General features: G+C 35.8%; 23 protein-coding genes. 15 read left to right on the top strand and 8 right to left on the bottom strand.

Going from position 1 to position 23,996, the window contains the following annotated elements; genetic code table 11:
* The first annotated feature begins 16 nt into the window (after positions 1-16).
* The 5 genes from HX004_RS00100 to amaB all read left to right on the top strand — a co-directional run bounded on the left by HX004_RS00100 (position 17) and on the right by amaB (position 5,516).
* Positions 17-1,027, top strand: a complete 1,011-nt coding sequence (locus HX004_RS00100; protein WP_286440223.1) for a sugar phosphate nucleotidyltransferase — start codon at positions 17-19, stop codon at positions 1,025-1,027.
* An 85-nt stretch (positions 1,028-1,112) separates the two neighbouring features.
* Positions 1,113-1,889 carry a lipoprotein insertase outer membrane protein LolB1 gene (lolB1, locus tag HX004_RS00105; RefSeq protein WP_286440224.1) on the top strand — a complete coding sequence of 259 codons (777 nt, stop codon included), beginning with the start codon at positions 1,113-1,115 and terminating at the stop codon, positions 1,887-1,889.
* A gap of 39 nt (positions 1,890-1,928) precedes the next feature.
* A complete protein-coding gene (locus tag HX004_RS00110; protein WP_286440225.1) occupies positions 1,929-3,188 on the top strand; it encodes a murein hydrolase activator EnvC family protein in 1,260 nt (419 codons plus the stop codon).
* Positions 3,189-3,203: 15 nt separating this feature from the next.
* Positions 3,204-3,725 carry a 3-hydroxyanthranilate 3,4-dioxygenase gene (locus HX004_RS00115; protein WP_286440226.1) on the top strand — a complete coding sequence of 174 codons (522 nt, stop codon included), beginning with the start codon at positions 3,204-3,206 and terminating at the stop codon, positions 3,723-3,725.
* 243 nt (positions 3,726-3,968) lie between these two features.
* Positions 3,969-5,516 carry an L-piperidine-6-carboxylate dehydrogenase gene (gene amaB, locus HX004_RS00120; protein ID WP_286440228.1) on the top strand — a complete coding sequence of 516 codons (1,548 nt, stop codon included), beginning with the start codon at positions 3,969-3,971 and terminating at the stop codon, positions 5,514-5,516.
* 61 nt (positions 5,517-5,577) lie between these two features.
* On the opposite strand, the gene HX004_RS00125 is transcribed toward amaB, so the two are convergent.
* The 3 genes from HX004_RS00125 to HX004_RS00135 are packed head-to-tail and all read right to left on the bottom strand — an operon-like array spanning position 5,578 to position 8,051.
* Positions 5,578-6,135: a DUF3575 domain-containing protein gene (locus HX004_RS00125; protein ID WP_286440229.1), complete on the bottom strand. Its 558-nt coding sequence runs from the start codon at positions 6,133-6,135 to the stop codon at positions 5,578-5,580.
* Between the two features lie 40 nt (positions 6,136-6,175).
* Positions 6,176-6,910, bottom strand: a complete 735-nt coding sequence (locus tag HX004_RS00130; RefSeq protein ID WP_286440230.1) for a metallophosphoesterase family protein — start codon at positions 6,908-6,910, stop codon at positions 6,176-6,178.
* The gene (locus HX004_RS00135; RefSeq protein ID WP_286440231.1) at positions 6,903-8,051 is read right to left on the bottom strand and encodes a DUF5929 domain-containing protein; all 1,149 of its coding nucleotides are present in this window, start codon (positions 8,049-8,051) and stop codon (positions 6,903-6,905) included. The genes HX004_RS00130 and HX004_RS00135 overlap by 8 nt, the downstream gene beginning before the upstream one ends.
* A 167-nt stretch (positions 8,052-8,218) precedes the next feature.
* On the opposite strand from HX004_RS00135, the gene HX004_RS00140 reads away from it, so the two are divergent.
* The 8 genes from HX004_RS00140 to HX004_RS00175 all read left to right on the top strand — a co-directional run bounded on the left by HX004_RS00140 (position 8,219) and on the right by HX004_RS00175 (position 17,267).
* Positions 8,219-9,223: an AAA family ATPase gene (locus tag HX004_RS00140; protein ID WP_286440233.1), complete on the top strand. Its 1,005-nt coding sequence runs from the start codon at positions 8,219-8,221 to the stop codon at positions 9,221-9,223.
* Between the two features lie 83 nt (positions 9,224-9,306).
* Positions 9,307-10,170: a DUF58 domain-containing protein gene (locus HX004_RS00145; protein WP_286440235.1), complete on the top strand. Its 864-nt coding sequence runs from the start codon at positions 9,307-9,309 to the stop codon at positions 10,168-10,170.
* Position 10,171: 1 nt separating this feature from the next.
* Positions 10,172-11,809 carry a BatD family protein gene (locus tag HX004_RS00150; protein ID WP_286440236.1) on the top strand — a complete coding sequence of 546 codons (1,638 nt, stop codon included), beginning with the start codon at positions 10,172-10,174 and terminating at the stop codon, positions 11,807-11,809.
* Between the two features lie 2 nt (positions 11,810-11,811).
* Positions 11,812-12,813, top strand: a complete 1,002-nt coding sequence (locus HX004_RS00155; protein ID WP_286440237.1) for a vWA domain-containing protein — start codon at positions 11,812-11,814, stop codon at positions 12,811-12,813.
* A gap of 7 nt (positions 12,814-12,820) precedes the next feature.
* The gene (locus HX004_RS00160; RefSeq protein ID WP_286440239.1) at positions 12,821-13,852 is read left to right on the top strand and encodes a VWA domain-containing protein; all 1,032 of its coding nucleotides are present in this window, start codon (positions 12,821-12,823) and stop codon (positions 13,850-13,852) included.
* A 19-nt stretch (positions 13,853-13,871) separates the two neighbouring features.
* Positions 13,872-14,732, top strand: coding sequence for a tetratricopeptide repeat protein (locus HX004_RS00165; protein WP_286440241.1), 861 nt, complete (start codon positions 13,872-13,874; stop codon positions 14,730-14,732).
* Between the two features lie 10 nt (positions 14,733-14,742).
* A complete protein-coding gene (locus HX004_RS00170; protein ID WP_286440242.1) occupies positions 14,743-16,506 on the top strand; it encodes a BatD family protein in 1,764 nt (587 codons plus the stop codon).
* Complete coding sequence (locus tag HX004_RS00175; protein ID WP_286440243.1) at positions 16,506-17,267, top strand: tetratricopeptide repeat protein; 762 nt, start codon at positions 16,506-16,508, stop codon at positions 17,265-17,267. Before HX004_RS00170 ends, HX004_RS00175 begins: the two co-directional genes overlap by 1 nt.
* Here HX004_RS00175 and HX004_RS00180 read toward each other — a convergent pair.
* Entirely contained in the window at positions 17,264-17,803 is a 540-nt protein-coding gene (locus tag HX004_RS00180; RefSeq protein WP_286440244.1) for a CvpA family protein, read from the bottom strand. The genes HX004_RS00175 and HX004_RS00180 overlap by 4 nt on opposite strands.
* A gap of 96 nt (positions 17,804-17,899) precedes the next feature.
* On the opposite strand from HX004_RS00180, the gene HX004_RS00185 reads away from it, so the two are divergent.
* Both HX004_RS00185 and pheS read left to right on the top strand, forming a co-directional pair.
* Positions 17,900-18,256: a hypothetical protein gene (locus tag HX004_RS00185; protein WP_286440245.1), complete on the top strand. Its 357-nt coding sequence runs from the start codon at positions 17,900-17,902 to the stop codon at positions 18,254-18,256.
* An 84-nt stretch (positions 18,257-18,340) separates the two neighbouring features.
* Positions 18,341-19,357, top strand: coding sequence for a phenylalanine--tRNA ligase subunit alpha (gene pheS, locus HX004_RS00190; RefSeq protein ID WP_286440246.1), 1,017 nt, complete (start codon positions 18,341-18,343; stop codon positions 19,355-19,357).
* Between the two features lie 97 nt (positions 19,358-19,454).
* Here pheS and HX004_RS00195 read toward each other — a convergent pair whose 3' ends face one another.
* The 4 genes from HX004_RS00195 to HX004_RS00210 form a co-directional block, all read right to left on the bottom strand.
* On the bottom strand, positions 19,455-21,941 hold the full coding sequence (locus HX004_RS00195; protein ID WP_286440247.1) for a DUF5686 and carboxypeptidase regulatory-like domain-containing protein: 2,487 nt from the start codon (positions 21,939-21,941) through the stop codon (positions 19,455-19,457).
* A 130-nt stretch (positions 21,942-22,071) separates the two neighbouring features.
* The gene (locus tag HX004_RS00200; protein WP_286440248.1) at positions 22,072-22,770 is read right to left on the bottom strand and encodes a hypothetical protein; all 699 of its coding nucleotides are present in this window, start codon (positions 22,768-22,770) and stop codon (positions 22,072-22,074) included.
* A 9-nt stretch (positions 22,771-22,779) separates the two neighbouring features.
* Positions 22,780-23,451 carry a hypothetical protein gene (locus HX004_RS00205; protein ID WP_286440249.1) on the bottom strand — a complete coding sequence of 224 codons (672 nt, stop codon included), beginning with the start codon at positions 23,449-23,451 and terminating at the stop codon, positions 22,780-22,782.
* Between the two features lie 138 nt (positions 23,452-23,589).
* Complete coding sequence (locus HX004_RS00210) at positions 23,590-23,925, bottom strand: PadR family transcriptional regulator (protein WP_286440251.1); 336 nt, start codon at positions 23,923-23,925, stop codon at positions 23,590-23,592.
* Positions 23,926-23,996: the final 71 nt, after the last annotated feature.

A 23,996-nucleotide genomic window follows, 5' to 3' on the forward strand; every position in this document is an offset into this window, starting at 1 on the left:
TAAATAAGCTACAAAAATGAGAATCATTGTACCTATGGCTGGACGTGGATCGCGTTTACGCCCGCATACCCTTACTACACCCAAACCTTTAATTCCCATTGCAGGAAAACCAATTGTACACCGATTGGTGGAGGATATTGCCAAGGTTTTAAATGACAAAATTGAAGAAATTGCGTTTATCATTCACGAAAGCTTTGGTAAACAAACAGAGAAAGACTTAATAGCGATTGCTGAAAAGTTAGGAGCTAAAGGGACGATTTGTTACCAAAATGAAGCTTTAGGAACGGCTCACGCTATTTTATGTGCCAAAGAGAGTATGACAGGCCCTATTGTAGTAGCTTATGCAGACACCTTATTCCGTGCAGATTTCAACTTAGACAAAACGGCGGATAGCGTAATTTGGGTAAAACAAGTAGAAGATCCAAGTGCATTTGGTGTAGTTCAATTAAACGACAAAAACGAAATTGTTGATTTTGTAGAGAAACCAGCTCATTTTGTTTCCGATTTAGCTATTATTGGAATTTACTTTTTCAAAAGCGGAGAAACACTGCGCAAAGAATTAGAATTCTTGTTAGACAATCAGGTAATTAAAGGCGGAGAGTATCAATTGACTGACGCATTAGAAAACATGAAACAAAAAGGCATGCGTTTTGTTCCAGGTCAAGTAGATGAATGGATGGATTGTGGAAACAAAGATGTCACTGTTGATACAAATAATCGCATGTTAAATTTCTTAGAAGCAGAGAACAGCAATTATGTATCTCCTGCTGTTCAATTAGAAAACAGTACGATTATCCCTCCTTGTTACATTGGAGATCACGTCGTATTAAAAAATGCAACGGTTGGTCCAAATGTTTCCTTAGGAGATCATTCTAAAGTAGAAAACGCAACAATTAAAAATAGTTTGATTCAAACACATGCGTACATTGCAAATGCTAATTTAGACAATGCCATGATAGGAAATCACGCGAAATACAACGGAAATCACACGAACATCAGCATCGGAGATTATTCTGTTTTAGACTAATAAATATTAAATCCGTTTTAATTTTCTTTAAAACGGATTTTTTTTATCTATATTCGAAGGATTAAACGATGTAGCTACAAAAATTATGAAAAAGATTGCGTTTTTATGCCTAACAAGTTTATTATTCATTAGTTGTAAAAAAGGAGGTGAAGGCTTTCTAATGAGAGAATCAGATGCAACAAAATCTAAAACAGCTTTGGTCATCTTAAATGATCATGCTAAAAATGCACAACAATTTAAAACAGTTTCCCTTCAAGGAACTGCTCAATACAAAGATGAATTTGAAAATAGAAAAGTAGGCATTGAGATTTTAATTGAAAAAGACAAACAGATTCAAATTAATATTCGCTATGCCGATATTCCCATCTTCAAAGCCCTTATTACACCTGATAATCTCAAATATTACAATAAATTAAACGAAACGGCTTTCGAAGGAGGTTTTGATATACTAACCCACTTTGTAGGTACAGACATCAATTTTAATCGCCTTCAAAATTTGTTGTTAGGACAAGTGTTGGACAGTCAAAACAACAAAGAATTTATTGCAACTATTGAAGAAGGATTACACAAAATTCGTTCAGTAGAGCAAGAAGAGTTACAATCGACGTATTTCTTCGAAGACGAAAATAGTTTATTAAAAAAAGAATCTATCGAAGAGCTTGATTCCAATCGAAAAGTGACTATTTCCTACCCTGGTTATCAAAAAATCAAGCATTTTATTGTGCCAACTGAACTAAATATTATAGGAGAAGAAGGAGAAAAAACCATAAATTTGGACATTCGTTACCGAAAAGTTTCCTTTAACGAAGATTTACATCTTAATTATAGTGTTCCAAAGGGATACAAAATGATTAATTTGTAAAAAATCCGTAATATTGTATGGCTTAAGAAGTAAATCGCTATGAGAAAAACATACTGCACTATATGGTTCATTTTAATGGCATTGCCTTTGTGTGCCCAACAAAAAGAGACACAAGAACAGTTAGAACGCAGAAAGCAACAGATTATCATTGAGATAAAGTCTGTGCAGCAGTTACTTCACAAAGAGCAAACCAAAGAGCGCAATATCTTAAGTGAAATTGACGAAATCAACCGAAAAGTAACCTTAAACAGACAGTTGATTAACAATGTGCGCAAGCAAATCAATATCACCAACAACAACATCAATAAAAATCAAAAAGAGGCCAATACTTTAGCCAAAGAATTGGAGCAATTGAAAGATGATTATGCAAAAACGATTGTAAAAGCGTACAAAAGTAGATCCAATCAAAGTAAAATGATGTTCATATTATCGTCTGAAAACTTTTTTCAGGCGTATAAACGCGTGCAGTATTTAAAGCAATATGCGGATTACAGAAAACAACAAGGCGAAGAATTAAAAGAAAAAACAGCTTTGTTGAAAGAAGCACTAGCGAAGCTAGAGGTTGAAAAGGAAAAACAGCGCAAACTGCTAGCAGAACAAGAAACGAACGAAAAGAATTTACAACAAGACTTAACGGAACAAAAGGATTTAGTTTCCATTGTCAAAAAGGATCAGAAGAAATTCAACGAACAGATCAAGAAGAAACAAGACGAAACGAAGGCCATTGACCGCAAGATACAGCAATTAATTCGCGAAGCTATTGAAGAAGCAAATAGAAAAGCCAGAGAGGCTGCTGCTAAAGCAGGTAAATCAACAACAAAATCCACAGCTACTTCTTCTGCTGCGGCTACTTTTGAATTAACGCCAGAAGGCAAGCTAGTAGCGGATAACTTCAAAGCAAACCGTGGAAAATTACCTTGGCCCGTTGAAAAAGGGTACGTATCTCTTCCTTATGGAGATCAACCTCACCCTGTACAAACGCACTTAACCATTCACAACAGTGGAGTGGAAATTACGACAGAATCTAATGCAAAAGCAAGGGCTATTTTTGAAGGAGAAGTACTACAAGTACAAGTTTTATCCGGAGGGAATAAAGCCGTGTTAATTCAGCATGGGGATTATATCACTGTATATCAAAACCTAAGTAATGTTACGGTTCAAAAGGGTGATAAAGTAAGCTTAAAGCAAACCATCGGAACAATTAACACAAACAGCGCTGGAAAAACTGTTTTAAAATTCTTACTTTCGCACAACTCCAATATTGACAACCCTCAAAATTGGTTAAGTAGAAGTAACTAAACGCATTTTTGTCCTATGAGTAATGCCGTAGCCTTTAACCTTTTACAGTGGGTAAATGAAAATAAAGACCTGCTAAAACCGCCAGTATCCAATAAGAATCTTTTTGTTGATTCCAAAGATTACATCATTATGGTTGTTGGTGGTCCTAACAACCGAAAGGACTTCCATTATAATGAAAATGAAGAATTTTTCTTTCAACTGGAAGGAACCATTTATATTGATATTCAAGAAGAGGGAGAAAGAAAGCGCATTACACTCAACCCTGGGGATATTTATCTTCTCCCCGCAAAAATGCCACATTCTCCTATACGCACCGCAAATTCTGTGGGTTTAGTTGTAGAAACCAAACGCAAAGACCCTCATGCTAAAGATGGTTTAATTTGGTATTGCGAGAATTGCAATGAGAAACTGTATGAAGTTTACTTTGAACTAACAGATATTGAAACGGATTTCTTGCCGCATTTTAAACATTTTTACGGATCTGAAAAACTGAGAACGTGCTCAAATTGCAATTGTGTAATGGATACAGTGCCTTAAATCACTCTCTTTACGAGACTGATTAAAAACACCGTATTTTTTTATTTTTCCACAATCATCTATACGAGCTAACAACCTAATTGTAATTTTGCAATTAGCTCAAAATAAACGTTGCTTTTATTCCAAATAATTGTCAACAACTTAATAATATAGCAAAATGAAGTGTTTTTATTAACACCTCTTAGCTAAAATTATTTTTATATCTTAGCGAAGAACTATCTTATAAACTATAAAAGAAGAATAATGGCAACAACAAATGACCAATTTGGAATTTTGGATGCGATGAAGCATTTAGGACTTGCAGAAGTAAACAACGGTACTTCAACAGGTTTAAACTCATTTTCTAACGGAAGAATTATCGAATCATACTCACCAGCAACAGGTGAACTAATAGGAAAAGTAAAAGCTTCAACAGCTGAAGATTACGAAAAAGTAATGCAAACAGCACAAGAGGCTTACAAATCATGGAGATTAGTTCCTGCACCAAAAAGAGGGGATATCGTTCGTCAAATCGGAGAAGAATTACGCAACAATAAAGAACACCTTGGAAAGCTTGTTTCTTATGAAATGGGTAAAAGTTTACAAGAAGGTTTAGGTGAAGTTCAAGAAATGATTGACATCTGTGACTTCGCAGTAGGATTATCTCGTCAATTGTATGGTTTAACTATGCACTCTGAGAGACCCATGCACAGAATGTATGAGCAATGGCACCCAATTGGAATTGTAGGTATTATTTCTGCTTTCAACTTCCCTGTGGCTGTATGGAGCTGGAACACAATGATTGCTTGGGTTTGTGGAGACGTTTGTATCTGGAAACCAAGTTCAAAAACACCTTTGTGTGCAGTAGCATGTCAAAATATTATTGCTAAAGTTTTCAAAGCTAACGGAATTCAAGAGGGAGTTTGTAACCTAGTAGTTGGAAATGAGTGTGGAGACTTAATGAACAACGACCACAGAATTCCATTAGTATCTTTCACAGGATCAACTCGTATTGGACGTCACGTATCAAAAACAGTAGCTGAGCGTTTTGGAAATACAATCTTAGAATTAGGAGGAAACAACGCGATCATCGTTTCAGAACACGCAGATATCAATATGGTATTAGTTGGAGCAGTATTCGGAGCAGTTGGAACAGCAGGACAACGTTGTACTTCAACTCGTCGTTTAATTATTCACGAAAGTGTATACGATAAAACAATTCAAGTTTTACAAAGTGCTTATGCTCAATTGAAAATTGGAAACCCATTAGATGCAAATAACCACGTTGGACCACTAATTGACAAAGGAGCAGTTCAAGATTACTTGAATGCAATTGAAAAAGCAAAACAAGAAGGTGGAAAAATCATCGTTGAAGGTGGAGTTCTAGAAGGAACAGGATATGAGAGTGGATGCTACGTTAAACCATGTATCATTGAAGCGAAAAACGAGTTTGAGATTGTTCAAGCAGAAACGTTTGCTCCAATTTTATATGTAATGAAATACAGCAACATCCAAGAGGCTATCGATATGCAAAATGGAGTTCCTCAAGGATTATCTTCTTCAATCTTTACAAACAATATGCGTGAAATGGAGTTATTCCTTTCTCAAGCAGGTTCTGATTGTGGAATTGCTAACGTTAATATCGGTACTTCAGGTGCTGAAATTGGTGGAGCTTTTGGAGGTGAAAAAGAAACAGGTGGAGGACGTGAGTCTGGATCTGATGCTTGGAAAGCTTACATGAGAAGACAAACCAATACGATCAACTACGGAAGTGAACTTCCATTAGCACAAGGTATTAAATTTGATTTTTAATCGAATTCAACCATAAAAAAAGACGTCTAGTAGACGTCTTTTTTGTTTTTATATTGTATGATTAAAAGCGGTATCCAATCATTACACCTGCGTTGAATTCAATCGCTGAGAAACGATCATTTACTTCACTACTGAAGTTTCTTGCTACATTGACAAATGGTTCAATAGCGAATGAATCTCCCATAGTCCATTTGTGCCCGAAACCAATTCCCAAGATAAAGCTATTCATATCTGTTTTCTCGCGTACTAACCCATTAATTTCTGAGTTAAATACATCTTCTTTGAAATTACCAAAACGATATTTGATGAAAGGAGAAACTGAATACCCACTTCCATTCGCGTCATTTTTACCTCCAAAATAGAATTTATAATTGAAAGCTAAACTCGTTGTATTAAACTTTTGGTCTTTGCTTTTGCTTTCGTGATAGTACGAAAAACGATCCATGAAGTGAATATCTACTCCAACAGATTGATTGTGATCAATAAAATGCTCATAACCTAATTCAATTGAAGGCACTACAATGGTATTAAGAATATTGATCTTAACTTCATTTACAGCTTGCGCTTTAGCGCCTAACATCCCACCGATTAAAAAAGCAGTTGCGATTAATTTTTTCATTTGTTCTAAACTTTGCCTACAAATATATAATATTTTACTATTATTTGTGATTCCTCCCTTCTTCTGTTGGATACAAATCAGCAATTACATCACTTTGCCAATATTCTTTTGTATCAACATCTAAGGCGCTAATTTTGCCGAAAAAGGCCGCACCAGTATCTATATTCCAAACATTGGCAAACTGAACGGGTACATCAAATCCAAAATGAGTAACAGGTGTATGTCCAATATAAATCTCTTTGTGGAATTTCAAGCGTTTTGGATAGCGTGGATCTGACGAATCTAAGGTTGTATCCATCGCCATAACCATTTCCCACAAAGTGCGATCCCAATAGAGATACTCTTCAAAAAATTCAGCTTCAATTCCTCGAGGATTCGTATATCCTGCATGTACAAACAATCGATTTGCCTCGTCAATATGATAATTTTGCAAGCGTTGAAAAAAAGCAAGATGTCGTTTAAACTGCTCTTCTGGCACTTGACTATAAGCCAAGACAGAGGCATCTCCTCCATTTCTAAACCACTGTGGATTCTCTTCTTTGGTCAACATCCACTTAACGAGGAGGCTCTCGTGGTTTCCCCTTAAAAAAACACAAGAATGCGTTTGTTCTAAGGCTAATAAGAATTCAACTACCAGATGGGGTTCACTCCATCCATCTACGTAATCTCCTAAAAATATCAATTGATCGGTTGGTGTTATTTTGGCGCGTTCAAAAAGTTGTTTTAACCCTTTAAAACCTCCATGTATATCTCCTATAACCAAGGTTCTACTCATAACTCTCTGTTTCGTATTTCAACTTACGCAAGATACGCATAACTTGCTTAAAGCCTATAAACAGCTGTGGGTCATTGGCAAATTTTAAATAATCTTTAACCTCAATCAACTCCTCCTTCGCTTGCTCGAAACCATTGAGGTAACACAACATCATATTGTAACACAATTTACTCAACACTCGTTCTTCTTTGTTGGTCAACCGCTCTCCTCCTTTTAATTTTTGAATGACCTTCAGGCTGTTTCTATAAATGTGTTCCAAGATATTTTCATTGTACTTCGGCGGTTCGAAGAGCATCTTGCTCTCCATGGCATAGCTGCCATTATCATAAAAGTTGAGGCGTACTTCTTCAAAGGGATAATAGCTCGTTCCGTCATTTAATCCCAGATTTAGATATTCAGTTAACACAAAGGATTCTGCATCATAAAAAAGCGTTACCACGTCAAGAGAAGAATAAAATAACTTAATTTGCTCGTTGACAAATTCAATATCCATGCGTGAATAAAACGGAATACCTCGAATATTCATCTTTTTTCCTACCCAACAAATGACAAATTGCTCTTTAAATACACTGTAATTGGCGTGAATATCTTTAGAAGATTGCATCATATAGCCCACTACACTTTCAAGCACGTGATTTAAATTATTCTGTGAACTTTTTTCGATACTCTCTACATGACTGCTATTGCCGTTGTAAATAAGTTCCCCATTGGGAACAGAAGTACTCCCAACACGCGAAAAATAGGAGCCAACTTGAATTTCCCCAATAGGCCGTTTAAAGGTCGTTAAATCCGAATTTGGCGCAATGGTAACCAATCCAATCACCTTATCATCAGCAAGATTCGTAAAAGTGACATTATCATACGTAATACTCGGAGGATTGGCAAAATAAGCATTAACTAAATTCTGAATCTTGCTATCGTCATAAAAATCTACCCCCACTAATTCGTTGTTATCATCCTCTACTCCCACAATAATAAAGGAGTTATTTTGAGGATTTGAATTAGATAAGGCACAAATATGTTTTAAAAATTTTGCTTTCCCCGATTTGGTGTGTAAATTTAGCTGCCTTTTCTTATCGTAGAAACTATTCTCATCATATTGGGCCAGTAGATTTTTAATAAGTAATCGCTTATTAATCATAGCAAATTATTTTTTGTTCTTAAAATTATAAAAAGAAACCCATAAATCACGCCCAAATGTTGAACAGCTACTTTAGATTTAACCATCTATTAACAACTTAATAGAGAATATTTTTTGAATTTGCATGAATAATTAAATGAGCGTTATTTTCAGACAAAACTTTTATTATGGAAACACCCGGATCAAATTACGATATTCGAGAATTAAATGAACTTATAGAAAGAGAAAGTGCTTTTATTGATATCTTGACAATGGAAATGAATAAAGCTATTGTTGGACAAAAGCACATGATTGATCGATTGTTAATTGGATTACTAGGACAAGGACACATCTTACTAGAAGGTGTACCTGGGTTAGCAAAAACACTCGCGATTAATACCTTAGCCAAAGCGGTACACGGTAGTTTCAACAGAATTCAGTTTACGCCAGATTTATTGCCGGCGGATGTTATAGGTACGATGATTTACAACGTAAAGGAAAATGACTTTACAATTCGCAAAGGACCTGTTTTTGCCAACTTCATCTTGGCGGATGAGATTAACCGTGCTCCAGCAAAAGTACAATCTGCACTTTTAGAGGCGATGCAAGAAAAACAAGTAACGATTAGTGACACCACATATGCGTTAGATAAGCCTTTCTTAGTAATGGCAACGCAAAACCCTGTTGAACAAGAAGGTACTTATCCTTTACCAGAAGCACAGATGGACCGTTTCATGTTAAAAACGGTGATTGATTATCCAAAATTAGAAGAAGAGCGCTTAGTGATTCGCCAGAATTTAGCTGGTGAAAAACAAACGATAAATCCAGTGGTAACCTTAGATCAAATTAAACGCGCACAAGAAGCGGTTAAAAAGGTATACATGGATGAGAAAATTGAAAAATACATCTTAGATATTATTTTTGCAACGCGATACCCAGAGCAATTCAAATTAGAAAAATTAAAACCACTTATTAGCTTTGGTGCATCTCCTCGTGGTAGTATCAACTTAGCAACAGCAGCGAAGTGTTATGCCTTTATCAAACGAAGAGGATATGTAATTCCAGAAGATGTACGTGCCGTAGTTATCGATGTATTGCGTCACCGTATTGGTGTTACATACGAAGCAGAAGCAGAAAGCATCACCTCTGTGGATATCATCAATCAAATTGTAAACGAAATAGAAGTTCCATAGCATTTAAAGCTGTGGATTACAACTATTTATTTCACAATTATTTCGCTTAGTACGGAATAGTTATTTTGAATAATTCTTTTACAATGGAAACCAAAGAGATTTTAAAAAAGGTCAAAAAAATTGAGATCAAAACCAAGCGTTTAAGTGATCATATTTTTTCAGGGGAATACCACACTTCCTTTAAGGGACGTGGTATGACTTTTTCTGAAGTACGTCCCTATCAATTTGGCGATGATGTACGCGCTATTGATTGGAATGTCACAGCGCGTTACAATGAACCTTATATCAAGGTTTTCGAAGAAGAAAGAGAGTTGACGCTAATGCTTATGGTAGATATCAGTGGATCGGAAAACTTCGGTTCAACGGATACGTTCAAACAAGATATCGTTACAGAAATTGCCGCTACCCTAGCCTTTTCTGCTACGCAAAACAACGATAAAATTGGACTTATTTTATTTTCTGACCAAATTGAGTTATTCGTGCCCCCTAAAAAAGGAAAAATGCACGTGTTGAGAATCATTCGCGAATTGATTGATTTCAAACCCAAAAGTCAACAAACAGATGTAGGTCTCGCCTTGGCTTACCTATCAAAAGTAATCAAGAAAAAAGCAATTGTCTTCCTCTTGTCTGATTTTGTGACACCTCCCTACGAAAGTACCTTAAAGATATCAGCAAAAAAACACGATATCACAGGGATTCGCATTTATGATGAACGAGAAAAAGAGCTACCTAACGTAGGACTTATCAACGCTTATGATGCAGAAACAGGACAAGAAATCTTAATCAATACGGGAAGTAAAGAAGTGAGAAATCAATATACCGCTCATTTTTTAAAACAAGAAGATCAATTCAAAAAGACCTTTCAAAAATGTGGGGCAGGTGTAATCAACATGCGCGTAGATGAGAGTTATGTAAAAAAATTATTAGGGTATTTCAAAGCTAGATAAAATGACACTGAATAGAACAAAATACAATCTTTTAAGCGTACTTATTCTTTTGTTATCATCTCAGTTGATGTTAGCTCAATTACCTCTTGAAACAAAAGTAGACACAACGAATATTAAGATAGGTGAACCTATTCAATATAGCATTCGCACTATGGCTTCTAAAGGCAGTAAGGTCGTATTTCCCGAATCGGAAACCTTAGGCCCTTTAGAGATTTTAACCTCTTTTCCCGTTGATACGATTGAAAAAGACAACTTCGTTGAATTAATTAAGACTTATGAATTAACGCAATTCGACGAGGGCAGTTACACCATTCCGGAATTACCTATTATCATTGATTCGAAGATGTTTAAGACAGATTCGATCCGCATCAACGTTCAGAACGTCGTAGTAGACACATTAAAAACGCCTTTATACGATATTAAATCTATATCCAAAACAGGAGCAGCGCCTTCTACCAATTGGTACTACCTGGCCTTTCTCCTTTTGGCTATTCTCATTGGAGTTGTAATTTATTTCTTTATCAAAAAATTACAAGATAAAAACCTCACAGAGGATGACAAGTATAGTACGCCTTTCGAAAAAGCAGTAACTAAGTTAAAGCAATTAGAAGAAAAACAAAATTGGACTCGTGGAGATGCAAAGCCCTATTATTCCGAGATGACTGATATTGCACGCGCATTTATTGAAGATACCTTTGGCATTTCCGCCCGTGAATTAACCACCTTTGAAACAGTTTCCATTTTAAAGAATACACTACGCGATAAGGAAATCAAAATTGATCCCAAAATTATCAACGAATTCAAACGCGTTTTAGATACGGCCGATTTAGTTAAGTTTGCCAAATCACAACCAGCTGATAACGAAATTGCTGCAGATACATCTAAAACACAAAATATCATTAATGAAATAAACACGGCATATCCAATTTCTGCCGCAACTCAAACAGAGCGTATTCGATTGAGAGAAGAACGCAAAAGAAAGAGAAAAAGAGTGCGTTTTGGTATTCCTACTGCAGTTTCAGCTGTTTTAATGTTATTGGTAGGTATTATCTATTTAATCAATATTACTTCAGAACAAAGCTTGAGCTTATTTACCTTCAACTCATCTAAACGCCTACTCCAGCAGGAGTGGATTAACAGTACTTACGGCAGTGGAATAGGATTAACTGTAAGCACACCTGAGGTATTGGTAAGAAAAAATGACCCTACAGTTGGAGACAGTGGAATAGATGGAATTGACAACATCCAACAGTTCAAAAGTGGTGAATTAGGAGATCCTGTTTTCATTACTTTAAGTACCATTCTGACAGGTCAAGACTTTAAATATACAGAAGAAGAGATTCTTGATCATTCTTTGAAATTAATTATCAAAAATCACGAAGTAGATGGCATTGAGCTAACGCATGAGAAATTTGAGAATGCTTCAGGATTAACGGGATTAAAAGTTCAAGGGAGCTTTATCCTTAAATCAGAGAAAGACAAAGGGAAAAATCAAAAAATAACTTTTGCTTGTGTGTTGAGTCACGAAAGTAAAAGCGTTTTAAATCAGGTATGGGTATTTCACCATACAGAAGATCAATATGCAGATGAGATTACCGAAAAAGTATTCGATTCTATGCAGTATAAACAAGACCAGTAACGATGAGAAATGCAACCTTTTTACATCCTGAATTCTTTTGGTTGTTTCTGCTATTACCTCTTGTTATCTTCATTTGGTATAGAAACAGAAAAAGACAAAAAGCGACGATTAAACTAAGTTCAATAGAAGCTTTTACGGGGCATTCTTCGTTATTAGTACGCTTATTGCCCCTATCCATTGTATTAAAAACCCTCGGACTAAGTGCACTTATTATTGCTTTAGCGCGTCCGCAAGTGATTAGTGTGGACCATCAGATCCACTCCACGCATGGGATTGATATTGTGATGGCCATGGATATTTCGGGCAGTATGTTAGCCCGAGACTTAAAGCCCAACCGTTTGGAAGCCTTGAAGGAAGTGGCTGGTGATTTCGTTAGTCAGCGTGTGGCTGATCGCATCGGAATTGTGATTTACGCAGCAGAAGCTTATACAAAAACACCGGTAACGAGTGATAAAACCTTGCTTTTAAATTCACTTCGCGACATTAAATACTCCGATGATTTACGCGATGGAACAGCCATTGGCGTGGGATTAACGACTGCAATTAACCGCATTAAAACCAGTCCAGCCAAAAGTAAAATCATCATTCTATTGACAGATGGAGTAAATAACACAGGAACAGTAGATCCCTTAATGGCGACTCAAATTGCCAAAGAATTCAACATCAAAATTTACACCATCGGAATTGGAACCAATGGATTAGCAGAATCACCTGTTGGATTTGATCCTAATGGAGAATTACTCTATAAGAAAATTCCAGTTGAATTGGACGAAGAATTGATGAAAACGATTGCCAAAGAAACAGGAGGGCAATATTTTAGAGCAACCAATACGCAAAGTCTTAAAAATATATACGACGAAATCAATCAGCTAGAAAAAACAAAAATAGATGAGCAAAAGTATGTCAATACAGACGAAAAATTCAGATTATTCGCTCTCCTTGCTTTTATCTTATTAGCATTAGATTTTATTCTAAGTAAAACACTTTTTAGAGGATTTATTTAATAGCATTATGTGGGAATTAGATGACAAAAAATATTTTCTTTTACTAATAGCAATCGCTGTTATTGCCTTGTTAGTGGTATGGGAAATACTATGGAAAAAGAAAGTGCAAAAAACGTTTGCAACGTCCAAAGCGTTGCAAGCATTAGCTCCAAATAAATCTGCCAATAAACCAATCATCAAAGCAGCTTTATACTTGGCTGCCTTAATCTGTATTGTATTGGCGCTTGTGAATCCAAAAATAGGTACACGCATTGTTACCGTAAAAAGACAAGGAGTAGATATTGTGTTTACCTTAGACGTTTCCAAGAGTATGCTTGCTCAGGATATGGCTCCTGACCGATTGGCAAAAATGAAACAGCTAACTTCACAGATTATCAATAGCTTGGGTCCAGACCGTATTGGGATTGTTGGATATGCCGGAAGTGCCTTCCCTATGTTACCAATTACAACCGATCATTATGCGGCCAAAATGTATTTGCAATCGATGAATACGGATATGGTATCTTCACAAGGTACGGCCTTAGAAGAAGCCATTCACGTAGCGAGTAATTACTTTGATAACCCGAGAACGAGTAAGGTAATGATTCTCATTTCCGATGGAGAAGACCACGGTGAAGGTGTTGATTCCTCCATCCAACTAGCCAAGGAGAAAAACATCAAGATTATCACTATCGGAGTTGGAACCGAAAAAGGAGGACCTATTCCCATCAAAACGGCAAAAGGTATAGAATATAAAAGAGACTGGGACAACGAAGTTGTTATCACCAAATTGGATCCATCTACCTTGAAACACATTGCAGATGCTACGGGAGGAAAATACTTTTATGGGTCAAATACGCAAGAAATTGTTGACCTTATTACGAATGAACTCAATAAAATTGAAAAAACGGATTTCGAATCCCAACAAATCGCTGAATTTCAATCGCAATTTCAATGGTTTTTAGGCTTAGCCTTTTTACTTCTTTGCATTGATTTATTCATTCTAGAACGCAAAACGAGTTGGATGAAGCAGTTAAATCTCTTCAATGAAAAAGAATAATGCACATACTTGGAAAAAAATGAAACATCTATATTTGACTTTTGGATTGATCTTGTTTGCCTCTCTATCTAGTTGGGCACAATCAGCGGGTCGCGCATTAACGGTGGGAAATGAATCCTATGAACACAAACAATTCACTCAATCAGAAGCAGCTTATCGCGTTGCCTCATCAAAGAGTGAGAAAAAAGAAACCCCTACTTACAATTTAGGGAATAGTCTTATTCGTCAAAAACAAAACAAAGAAGCTATTTCAGCCTATACTAGAGCAATCAAAGAAGCAACAACCAAAGAAGCTAAGCATCAAGCCTATCATAACTTAGGCAATGCTTATATGGCTGAAAAAAACTATAAAGCGGCAGAACAAGCCTATAAAAATGCGTTGAGAAATAATCCCAAAGACGATGAAACGCGTTACAACTATGCCGTAGCAAAAAAACTAAACGAAGAGAATCCTCAAAACGATCAAAATCAGGATAATCAAGACAATAAAGATCAAAACCAAGATCAAAATCAACAGAATAAAGACCAAGACCAAGACCAAGATCAAAATAAAGATCAGAACCAGGACAACAAGCAAGACAACAAGCAAGACAACAAGCAAGACAATAAGCAGGATAACAAAGGGGACGACCAGAAAGACGATAAAAAAGATCAAGGAGACAACAAGGACAATAAAGACAATAAAGATCAAGATCAAAAACAACAACCGAATCCGCAACAACAAAAACAGCAACAAAGCAAAGAGCAGATGGAGCGTATATTAGATGCGGTGAATCGCGATGAGCAGGCGGTACAACAACGATTGATAGACAAGAACAAAAAAGGAGATAAAAAAGCCGAAGCACAAGGGGTATCCACACAACGTAAAAAAGATTGGTAAGCTTTAAATTATGAAAACATTACATCTATATCTTGTATTGGTTTGTGTCCTCTTCACACAATCTTTAGCTGCACAAGCGACTTTCGAAGCGAGTGTAAACAAGGAACAAGTACCTTTAAATGACGTTATTCAGATTGAATTTACAATGAATAGCGACGGAGACGAATTTCGCTCTCCAAATTTCGAGGGGTTTACCGTTGTTGGTGGACCAAATAGTGCCGTAAGCTATGCATGGATGAATGGAAAAAAATCCTTCAAAAAATCATTTTCTTACCTTTTGAGACCTAAAAGAAAAGGGAAAATAGTTATTGGTAAAGCCAGTATTGTTATGGAAGGTGAAACCTATACGACCAATCCAATTACCATTACAGTAACGGATGCTGTAGAACGTCAAGATCCTCGTCAACAAGCAAACCAAATACAACAAGGTACCTTAGATCGAGTTCATTTAGTTGCAGAAGTTTCTAAGACGAAACCTTTCATCAATGAACCCGTTACGATTGTATACAAATTGTATTTCAACGCCAATGTTGGTGGTTATAGAGGAAATCAAATCCCGACCTACGATAAATTTTGGACCTATAATATTGAAATGCCTCAACGTCCTGAATTAAAACAGGGCAAATACAAGGGAGAAATGTACAACTACATCGTCTTGAAACAGGATATTATCATGGCACAAGAAGTAGGTAAACACGTCATAAAACCTCTTTCATTAACTGTTCAGGTAGAAGTTCCTACAGGACGTCGAGATTTTTTTGGTTTTCCAGAATATGGTTTAATTGAAAAAGACTTCAGTACACAAACTATTACCATTGACGCACAAGATTTACCGCAAAAAGATAGGCCAGCCAGTTTTTCAGGAGGTGTAGGTGAGTTTTCAATGAAAGCAACTCCTTCTACTACTGAATTAAAGGCAGGGGAACCTTTATACTTAACAGTTGCTGTTTCAGGAAAAGGAAACCTCAACCTCGTTACGATACCTACTCCAGTAGCCCATTCTGCTTTAGAGGTTTACGACCCTCAATATTCAGAAAAACTTAATCCTACTTCTTTCGGCTTGCAAGGAAATAGAACCAATAAATATACAATCATTCCACAGTATAAAGGAGAATACAACATTGATCCTATGGAGTTTTCGTACTTTGATTTGGCTTCCAAACAATACAAGACGATTACTACAGATACGATAAAGATTCACGTATTAGATGGTCCGATGTTGCCAACAAATAAAGAAGCTGCTGGTACAGATCAAGCAGACGATCAAGACTTATTCCAAAAAAATAAAACCACGTTGACCTTTGTAGAATCAAAGAAACCAACGTATTGGAATACTACATTGTTCTACTTCTTACTTCTTGCACCGCTAGTGATCATGCCTTTATTCGCCATTGCAACCCGCCTAAAAGAAGCAAAAGCAAACGATATAGAAGGAAATAAATTAAAGAGAAACAATCGCTTAGCGAAGAAGTACTTAAGTGAGGCGAAAAAGCACATGAATAATAAAGACTTATTCTATGAAGCTTTAGAACGTTGTTTACACAACTTCTTAAAGGCCAAATTGACCATGGAAACCAGTGAGATGAGCAATGAGAATATCACGGAAATTTTACAGGAAAAATCCATTAGCGAAACCGCTATTGATTCTTTTATGAATTTGAAAAATGCTTGTGAATGGGCGCGTTATACGCCAACAGATCAAGTTGATATAATTAAAGATTACGAAACGGCCATTGACGTCATTGATCAATTGGAAAAACAATTTAAGTCCTAATGAAAAAACTAACTTTTTATCTTGTTTTTGCCTTAGTGAGCATCGTTAGTTATGCTCAACCTGCAGATTGGCAAAAGTCTTTTGACAAAGTGAATGCGACTTTTCAGAAGGAACATTTCAAAGAGGCTATTGAAGGTTATCTCGCACTAGAGCATGTATATCAAAACTCACCCGAGTTATATTTTAACCTGGCGAATGCTTACTTTAAAACGGGAGACTATGTTCACGCGGCTTACTACTATGAAAAAACGTTGAAATTGAATCCTTCCATGCAAGAGGCTAAGACCAATTTGAACTTTACCAAAGAGCATTTAGAAGATGACATAACCCTCATTGAGGAATACGACAAAGCAGATATTGTCCATCAATCTTTGAGTAAATTATCTGTTGATGGTTGGGCTATTGTAGCAACGTTATCGAGTATACTACTGTTAATATGCTTTATGGTGTACTTTATTAGTCACAACAGCAACATCAAACGCCTTTTATTTGTTGGTATGATACTTAGTGTTGTCATCGGTCTTGGAAGTCTTTATGCAGCTTCCTTTGAAAGTAATTATACGAAAAACAGTGTAACAGCGCTTATTTTCAAAGCTAAAGTAGACATGAAAGAAGAAGCAAAGACGACTTCCTCTACGCTCAAAGAATTACACCAAGGAACGAAAGTATATATCTTGGAAGAAAAAGGACTCTGGTTAAAAGTCCGCCTAGACAACCAAGAAGTTGGTTGGATCAATAAAGATGTTATTCGCGAAATTTAAATAGATTCTGGCGTAGGTGTTTGCAAAACATCTACGCTTTTTTCAAATAGGTGTTTCACCATTTCAAACAAACTAGGGAAGATGTGTTCCGCAACGAAAAGATAAACGCTATAACTTTTAGAATTCGCTAAAGTTTCGGGACCAATCAGGGTAATACGGCTGTTTATCTGATCCATAACAGCGTAAGCTAAGCTCATCATTAAAATTACGACAAGAATTTGAAATAGGGCTCCTAACACGCGATTAAAGAAACCTAAAAAAGCAGCTTCAAATATCTTGGTTGTAATTTGTGCGGCTAATCGAACCGCTAAGATGGCCAATACAAAAGCAATAACAAAAGATAATACAGGCAAAAAGCTAGACTCCCAACCCCATTTTTGTTGCAGAAAATCTTTGACCACATTGGAAAATTTCAAGGCCCCCATCGTGCCAATCAAAAGAGATAAAAAGGCAACAACAGAAACAAAAAAACCGTTTTTAAACCCTTTAAATATACCAAAGGCCAAAGCCAATACAACTAACATATCTAATATCATGTTATCCTCATTTTATATTCCACTAAATTATTATTTTTTCTATAAATCTGTGTCATAAGTAAATTGTATCTTTGTTTCATTCAAACAAACAACAAGATGGCAAGAGATGAACAATTAAAACAGAGGTGGGAAGATGTCGTGCAAAAGATATCTACTCGCTTTGGAGATGGAGAGGTCCTCGATCTAGAAGCAATCATCTATCTTATTGGCGTTCAAGAATTAGGTAAAATCAAAAAACGATATAAAAAAGACGATAAAGTTAATTTGATGCATATTGCTATATGCCGCCTACTGGAACCCTATGGATATTATGAATTTGATCACTATGATAACGACGGCTGGCCTCATTATAACGTAAAAGAACATTTACCCGCTTTGCGAGCAGGAGAACAAAGTGTTTTAATGAAAGAAGCCATTGTGCAGTATTTCTTAGAACTAAAATATATTGACTAAAACGCACATAAATAAAAAATTTAGCTTGCTTTAAATTTTATGTCTAAATGAAAAGCAGTAAATTTGCCTTTTACTTTACTTAAAATGATAGATAAAATAAAAGAATACATTGGTGAGGCAGAACACTTCCAAACCGATAACAAAGAACAACTAGAAGCTTTTAGAATTAAATTCCTTTCTAAAAAGGGAATCTTAAACGAATTATTTGCCTATTTTAAAACCGTTTCCAACGATCAGAAAAAGGAATTTGGTCAGGCGATTAATACGCTAAAAAGCGCCATTGAGACTAAAGTAAAAACAATCCAAGAAGAACTAGAGTCTAAAAATGTACAAGGGCTATATGGCGATTTAACACGTCCAGGTTATCCTATGTCTATTGGATCAAGACACCCTATTTCACTTGTAAAAAATCAGATTGTTGATATTTTTAACAGTATTGGTTTTACTATTTCTGAAGGTCCAGAAATTGAAGACGATTGGCATAACTTCTCTGCCCTGAACTTTCCTGACTATCACCCAGCACGTGATATGCAAGATTCGTTCTTCGTGCAGTCAAATCCACAACACTTATTGCGTACGCATACCTCATCGGTACAAGCGCGCTATATGGAGGATCACAAACCGCCTTTGCGTACCATTTCTCCAGGACGTGTATTCAGAAATGAAGATATCTCTTCTCGTTCTCACTGTATCTTTCACCAAGTAGAAGGATTATACATCGACAAAGACGTGTCTTTTGCTGATTTAAAACAAACCTTACTTTACTTTACCAAAGAAATGTTTGGTAAATCTAAAATTCGCTTACGCCCTTCGTATTTCCCATTTACAGAGCCAAGTGCTGAAGTAGATATTTACTGGGGATTGAAAACTGAAGTGGATTATAGAATCACCAAAGGAACAGGTTGGTTAGAGATTATGGGATGTGGTATGGTTGATCCAAACGTATTGACCAATTGCAACATCGATGCGAATGAATACAGTGGATTTGCCTTCGGTATGGGAATTGAGCGTATTGCCATGTTGTTATACCAAATCAGCGATATTCGCATGTTCTATGAGAACGATGTTCGCTTCTTAGAGCAGTTTAAATCAAACTTCTAATTATACAAAAGCCCGATACAATGTATCGGGCTTTTTTTATTGGACTGTACACTTAATAAACTAAATTCTCTTCCAATCCAAAAATATTCAACTAACTTTAAAAGTCTTTTTTAAATCCAAACATAAAACCATCTTTGAAGAAGTTACTGCCTTGGTAAGCGCGTACATAATCTACGCGAAACCCTTTCATACTTCCAAATCCTATATTTGACAATCCTACTGTGAATTCTTGATATGCCTTTGTATCGGACATCATTGCATTGTGATAACCTGTAACTACATTCCAACCCGTCCATTTCAATAAAGGTAAGCGATTCATAATAAACCCCTTGAAATTGTATTCTACATGCATTTCCGCATATGATTTATTGGTACTTAAACTGTAATAAGGCAACAAACTAAAAGAACTCAAACGATCATTCTCTATATTTAAGTGGGTTTGATTCCCTGTAAAATGCTTGCGATCCACGTAAGAAATACCATCTGCATTGAAAAAGTGTCCTCCCTTAATATTATACGAGAATTCCCCTTTATTGCTCAATGAAATTTCTTGTGAAATACCCATCTTAACTAAATCGTAATTGTAGTTATTTAAACTTCCCCCAAAAGCTTTTTCATAGCCAACATTGATTTTAGGATAGTTTGCATTTGGAATATACCAACGATTATCAGGATAAGAAACGTAAGTCATACCTAAACGGATATTGGCATCAACTTTAAATTTATATACATGATGTAAATCGATGGGCGCACTTAAATCATTTAAAGGGTTTGTAGGGTCATTAGATGTATACGCTCTGCTTCCTGTATAGAAAGATCCATTAGCGTTGTTAAACAGCGGTTTTCTTTGTTCATACCCAATCTCTGAGGTAAGAGATAAAGCTTCCTCCATAAATTTACCCTGATATCCAATATAGGCCTTTTCATTGTTGTAGTACTTAGCAAAGTTTTTTCGGAACAACAGCGAAAATAAACTATTGAATTGCTCGCTAATATTATCGGAGTGAAACTGTTCAATCTTCGTTCCTCCTTTTACATAAATCAATGACTTATGAACATCATTAAAACGATGACTCAAACTTCCGTACGCTCTGAAGCGTTCTGAAGCAAAACCATAATTCATTTCTACCGCTGCACGCGTATAGGACTTCTTATCTGCTCCATAGAACGTAGCATCAAGTCCCGTCCCCATAAAGAATCCTTGTACCGTATTAAATCCTATTTTATCCAATTCAATTAACCCCTTGTAATTGAAAGCAAAACGCTCGCTTTTACTTTTGTAAGTATAACCTGTAATAGGAGATAGTACCTCAAAACGATTATGTGCCATACGAATGCTATCTTTATACGCTGGTGAATCTTTATGTACTCGGATACTGTCTTTAAAATGGTAATCTTTCACCTCTTCTGTTGACAAGGGATACAAACGGTGATTGGTCCAAAAATCATCTTCTTTTTTATTAGCATCTTTGGCAAAAGACAACACTTCTTTTCCAAAATCTGCTCTGGTGAAATTAGGTGTAAAGTTGTAATTATTAAACACACTTAAAAAAGTTCCTTGTCCTTTAATACCCAATAAGCTAATCATCATATCCAACGTTTGTGAACGTTTGACCCAAGTTTGATTCTCCGCATTAAAAAAGAAATTTTGACTAACTGTGATGGTTTCAATAAAGGGCTGTTGTAGACTCACCCCTGTTGCAGTCATATCTACTCCATATAAAGCAGCAGACGTATCTACAATATAAATATCCCCATAAAAAACAGGTTGATTCTTAACCTTTGGCGTCACTTTTATCTTATTAATGAGCACACCATTGTCTTTAAAAGTCGCATCTAAACTATATTTATAGAAGGCAAAAGCCTGATTAGACAAAGGAGAAATCATTTGCATCCCAAAATCACCAATATTCAGTTGATTCTCATAGAAATCATAAAATGATTCATCTGCAGTATTAAAACTATAACCATTATTATTACCGCTAACTTTAGAAGCGATAATATGCTCTTTTAACTGATTGGGTTTTTGATATTTTAATTCCGAAACGGTCTCAGATAAATATAGAATTCCTTGTCCAAGAGAATCCAATCCAGCCATTTTATTTCCGTTTACCAATACTTTATCTTGGGCGAATTTTGGAATTTTCAAACTCTTGATCATTCCTTTAGAATAAAAGTCTGCAGAGAAAGCAGCCATTCCCTTTGTATTTTGCTCTTTATTAGCGATAGCTCTGCGGATAATATCATCCGCGGGGTTTTTACCTACCTTGATTACGATATCGTCTAGTTGGAATTCCTCCTCTTGCAAAACGATATCTACCGTTAGTGGTTTTCCTTGGTAGGAAATTTTTTTGCGTTCCGTTTTATAGCCTAAAAACTGAAAAGCAAGTGTAAAATCTCCTTGGGTTTTAGGTTTAATCTCATATAATCCCTTATCATTACTTATGGCTCCCTGCTGGGTTTGTTCCAGCATAATTGTAGCATAACTAATGGGTTTTCCTTCTTGATCGACTATCGTTCCTGTTACCTGCGCAAAAGAAACGAGCGATAAAAAGCACAAAAACAAGGTGAATAGTTGTTTCATACTCTATTTTTTTGGTTGATATAGAATAAGACGCTACTCTTTCGTTTCTGTTACACTTTTACAAAATGCGATTTAAATTTCCCTTTTTAAAACATAAAAAAGCGACCTATAGGTCGCTGTATATTTCTTTTTATCCGACAAACAAGAGTTGCCTTTTTTGTTGTTCTAGATCCCTTTCTATTTGAGGAACAACAATTGCTTTTAAAACATAGACATACAAAATACTCAATGTCACAACAAATGCCTGTAATACCAATAAAAAAGTAGTTGTTCTCGCGAGCAAAAAACTCTGGAACAAAAAAATGAACATCAAATAGTACGGCCAAATTTCTAAATTAAACAACACCGCATGCAGTAACCATTGTCTTCGATTTTCTTTTTTGTATCTGATTCGTCTTCGCATCAATTGAATAAATTGAATCACTATTAATCCCATCAATATACCTTTAATAACCTCATTAGCATAAAGAGCATAGGCATTACTTAGGTATCGAAAAAACACATAAAGCACCAAAAACAAAGCCGTTGAAACTACAATCTTAGGAATTGTAAAACAGTGCAGCAACAAACGAAAGCTCTTTTTATAGTAACTAGTACTCAATTCGTTTACTTTTTGTTCCACGACATCGCTAAAACCAAAGATGCCAAATTTTTTAAACGCTCGATTCAATGCAACATCAAACGACAATTGTTGATCCTCTTGCCATTGTATCTCGATATCATTGGCTAAGTGATCCACCAATTCCATCTCTACATCGTAGAATTCAACATAATGTTTACGAACAAAAAGATGTAATTGTTCTATTTCTTCTAGCGTCACTTTTCTCATAAACAATAGCTATAAGGTTTTCCATTTTATCTGATATAACTTTTCTTTTTGATAATCTATTCTCCAATGAATCAGGTAGAATAGCATTACAAATCCCAAGAAGAGATAGCTATAAAAAATCAACTCTCCTTGTGGTATCAACTTCATTTGCCCCAACAAAGGCATAATGACAAAAACACTTTGTACCCATCCCAATCGCTTAAGCTCAACTCTCAGAAAAGTACCGGCTACCGTATGCAAAGGTACCTCTTTGACTAAATTGCGATTGAGCCAATAGAAAATTCCCAGACTTACATAGAGTGCAAGTAAGGTTCCTATTCCCCATAGAATATTCTCGTCTAAATCAATCCAACGAAAAAATACACCTCCAAGGAGTAATGTAGTTAGAACACCAAACAAACAAGCTTTAGCACCCCGCTTCAAGCGATCTTTGCTCCATTGATTGGCAACAAAACGAGGAATACCCCTAAAAAAACCTTTTGCGGGTTTCAACAGTGCATCCCATTTTGAAAAAACAAGAACAAAGGCTTCTTCGTAGCTTTTTCCCGATTGCAATTCTACTTCAATATCTGAAGCAATATGATCTGCTACTTCTGACTGAATATCAATATAATACAAGCGATACTGCTCAATTAAAAATTGATTTATATGCTGGAGTTGGTTGGAGGTAAGTATTTGCATAAGTAATGATTAATAGAAATAAACTAAGCTTGCTTTGATTCGTTTTTAAATTTTTGACGTAATCGCTCTTCAATATGATTTAGCCGTTCTCGAGTTAATCTATTCATTGATTTGCAGTGCATTAGAGTTAATAAAACTTTACGTCAATTTTAAATTGACAATGTGTTGCATATTGCGGATAAAATTCTCCAATTCTTCAAGTTTATTATCCGTTTCTTTCACGCCACTCTCTGTTAGTTTATAATACTTTCGTACCCGTCCATCAACGCGTTCCATATCTACATCTAAAAAACCATCAGCTTCTAATTTATGTAGCGCTGGATAAAGAGCACCTTCAGTTAAACTCATCTCACCTGCTGTTATTTCTTTAACTTTCTGAGTAATTTCATACCCATACATCCGACCATTTTCCGCCAATAACTTCATAATAATCGTATTCAAACTCCCTTTGTATAATTGTTGTTGTTTTGCCATATATAAGAATCTTAGGTATTGCGAATATAGTCTTTTTTTGATACCTAAAACAATTAGGTATAATATTTTTA

It is taken from the genome of Myroides sp. 1354, assembly GCF_030324495.1.
Lineage (GTDB): Bacteria > Bacteroidota > Bacteroidia > Flavobacteriales > Flavobacteriaceae > Flavobacterium.

Excerpts from the sequence above, each read along its gene's own strand:
- HX004_RS00110 (WP_286440225.1), top strand. The coding sequence starts at position 1,929 with ATGAGAAAAACATACTGCACTATATGGTTCATTTTAATGGCATTGCCT.
- HX004_RS00115 (WP_286440226.1), top strand. The coding sequence starts at position 3,204 with ATGAGTAATGCCGTAGCCTTTAACCTTTTACAGTGGGTAAATGAAAAT.
- HX004_RS00165 (WP_286440241.1), top strand. The coding sequence starts at position 13,872 with ATGAAACATCTATATTTGACTTTTGGATTGATCTTGTTTGCCTCTCTA.
- HX004_RS00155 (WP_286440237.1), top strand. The coding sequence starts at position 11,812 with ATGAGAAATGCAACCTTTTTACATCCTGAATTCTTTTGGTTGTTTCTG.
- HX004_RS00195 (WP_286440247.1), bottom strand. The coding sequence starts at position 21,941 with ATGAAACAACTATTCACCTTGTTTTTGTGCTTTTTATCGCTCGTTTCT.
- pheS (WP_286440246.1), top strand. The coding sequence starts at position 18,341 with ATGATAGATAAAATAAAAGAATACATTGGTGAGGCAGAACACTTCCAA.
- amaB (WP_286440228.1), top strand. The coding sequence starts at position 3,969 with ATGGCAACAACAAATGACCAATTTGGAATTTTGGATGCGATGAAGCAT.
- HX004_RS00145 (WP_286440235.1), top strand. The coding sequence starts at position 9,307 with ATGGAAACCAAAGAGATTTTAAAAAAGGTCAAAAAAATTGAGATCAAA.
- HX004_RS00185 (WP_286440245.1), top strand. The coding sequence starts at position 17,900 with ATGGCAAGAGATGAACAATTAAAACAGAGGTGGGAAGATGTCGTGCAA.
- HX004_RS00200 (WP_286440248.1), bottom strand. The coding sequence starts at position 22,770 with ATGAGAAAAGTGACGCTAGAAGAAATAGAACAATTACATCTTTTTGTT.
- HX004_RS00210 (WP_286440251.1), bottom strand. The coding sequence starts at position 23,925 with ATGGCAAAACAACAACAATTATACAAAGGGAGTTTGAATACGATTATT.
- HX004_RS00175 (WP_286440243.1), top strand. The coding sequence starts at position 16,506 with ATGAAAAAACTAACTTTTTATCTTGTTTTTGCCTTAGTGAGCATCGTT.
- HX004_RS00135 (WP_286440231.1), bottom strand. The coding sequence starts at position 8,051 with ATGATTAATAAGCGATTACTTATTAAAAATCTACTGGCCCAATATGAT.
- HX004_RS00150 (WP_286440236.1), top strand. The coding sequence starts at position 10,172 with ATGACACTGAATAGAACAAAATACAATCTTTTAAGCGTACTTATTCTT.
- HX004_RS00205 (WP_286440249.1), bottom strand. The coding sequence starts at position 23,451 with ATGCAAATACTTACCTCCAACCAACTCCAGCATATAAATCAATTTTTA.
- lolB1 (WP_286440224.1), top strand. The coding sequence starts at position 1,113 with ATGAAAAAGATTGCGTTTTTATGCCTAACAAGTTTATTATTCATTAGT.
- HX004_RS00140 (WP_286440233.1), top strand. The coding sequence starts at position 8,219 with ATGGAAACACCCGGATCAAATTACGATATTCGAGAATTAAATGAACTT.
- HX004_RS00170 (WP_286440242.1), top strand. The coding sequence starts at position 14,743 with ATGAAAACATTACATCTATATCTTGTATTGGTTTGTGTCCTCTTCACA.
- HX004_RS00100 (WP_286440223.1), top strand. The coding sequence starts at position 17 with ATGAGAATCATTGTACCTATGGCTGGACGTGGATCGCGTTTACGCCCG.
- HX004_RS00125 (WP_286440229.1), bottom strand. The coding sequence starts at position 6,135 with ATGAAAAAATTAATCGCAACTGCTTTTTTAATCGGTGGGATGTTAGGC.
- HX004_RS00160 (WP_286440239.1), top strand. The coding sequence starts at position 12,821 with ATGTGGGAATTAGATGACAAAAAATATTTTCTTTTACTAATAGCAATC.
- HX004_RS00130 (WP_286440230.1), bottom strand. The coding sequence starts at position 6,910 with ATGAGTAGAACCTTGGTTATAGGAGATATACATGGAGGTTTTAAAGGG.
- HX004_RS00180 (WP_286440244.1), bottom strand. The coding sequence starts at position 17,803 with ATGATATTAGATATGTTAGTTGTATTGGCTTTGGCCTTTGGTATATTT.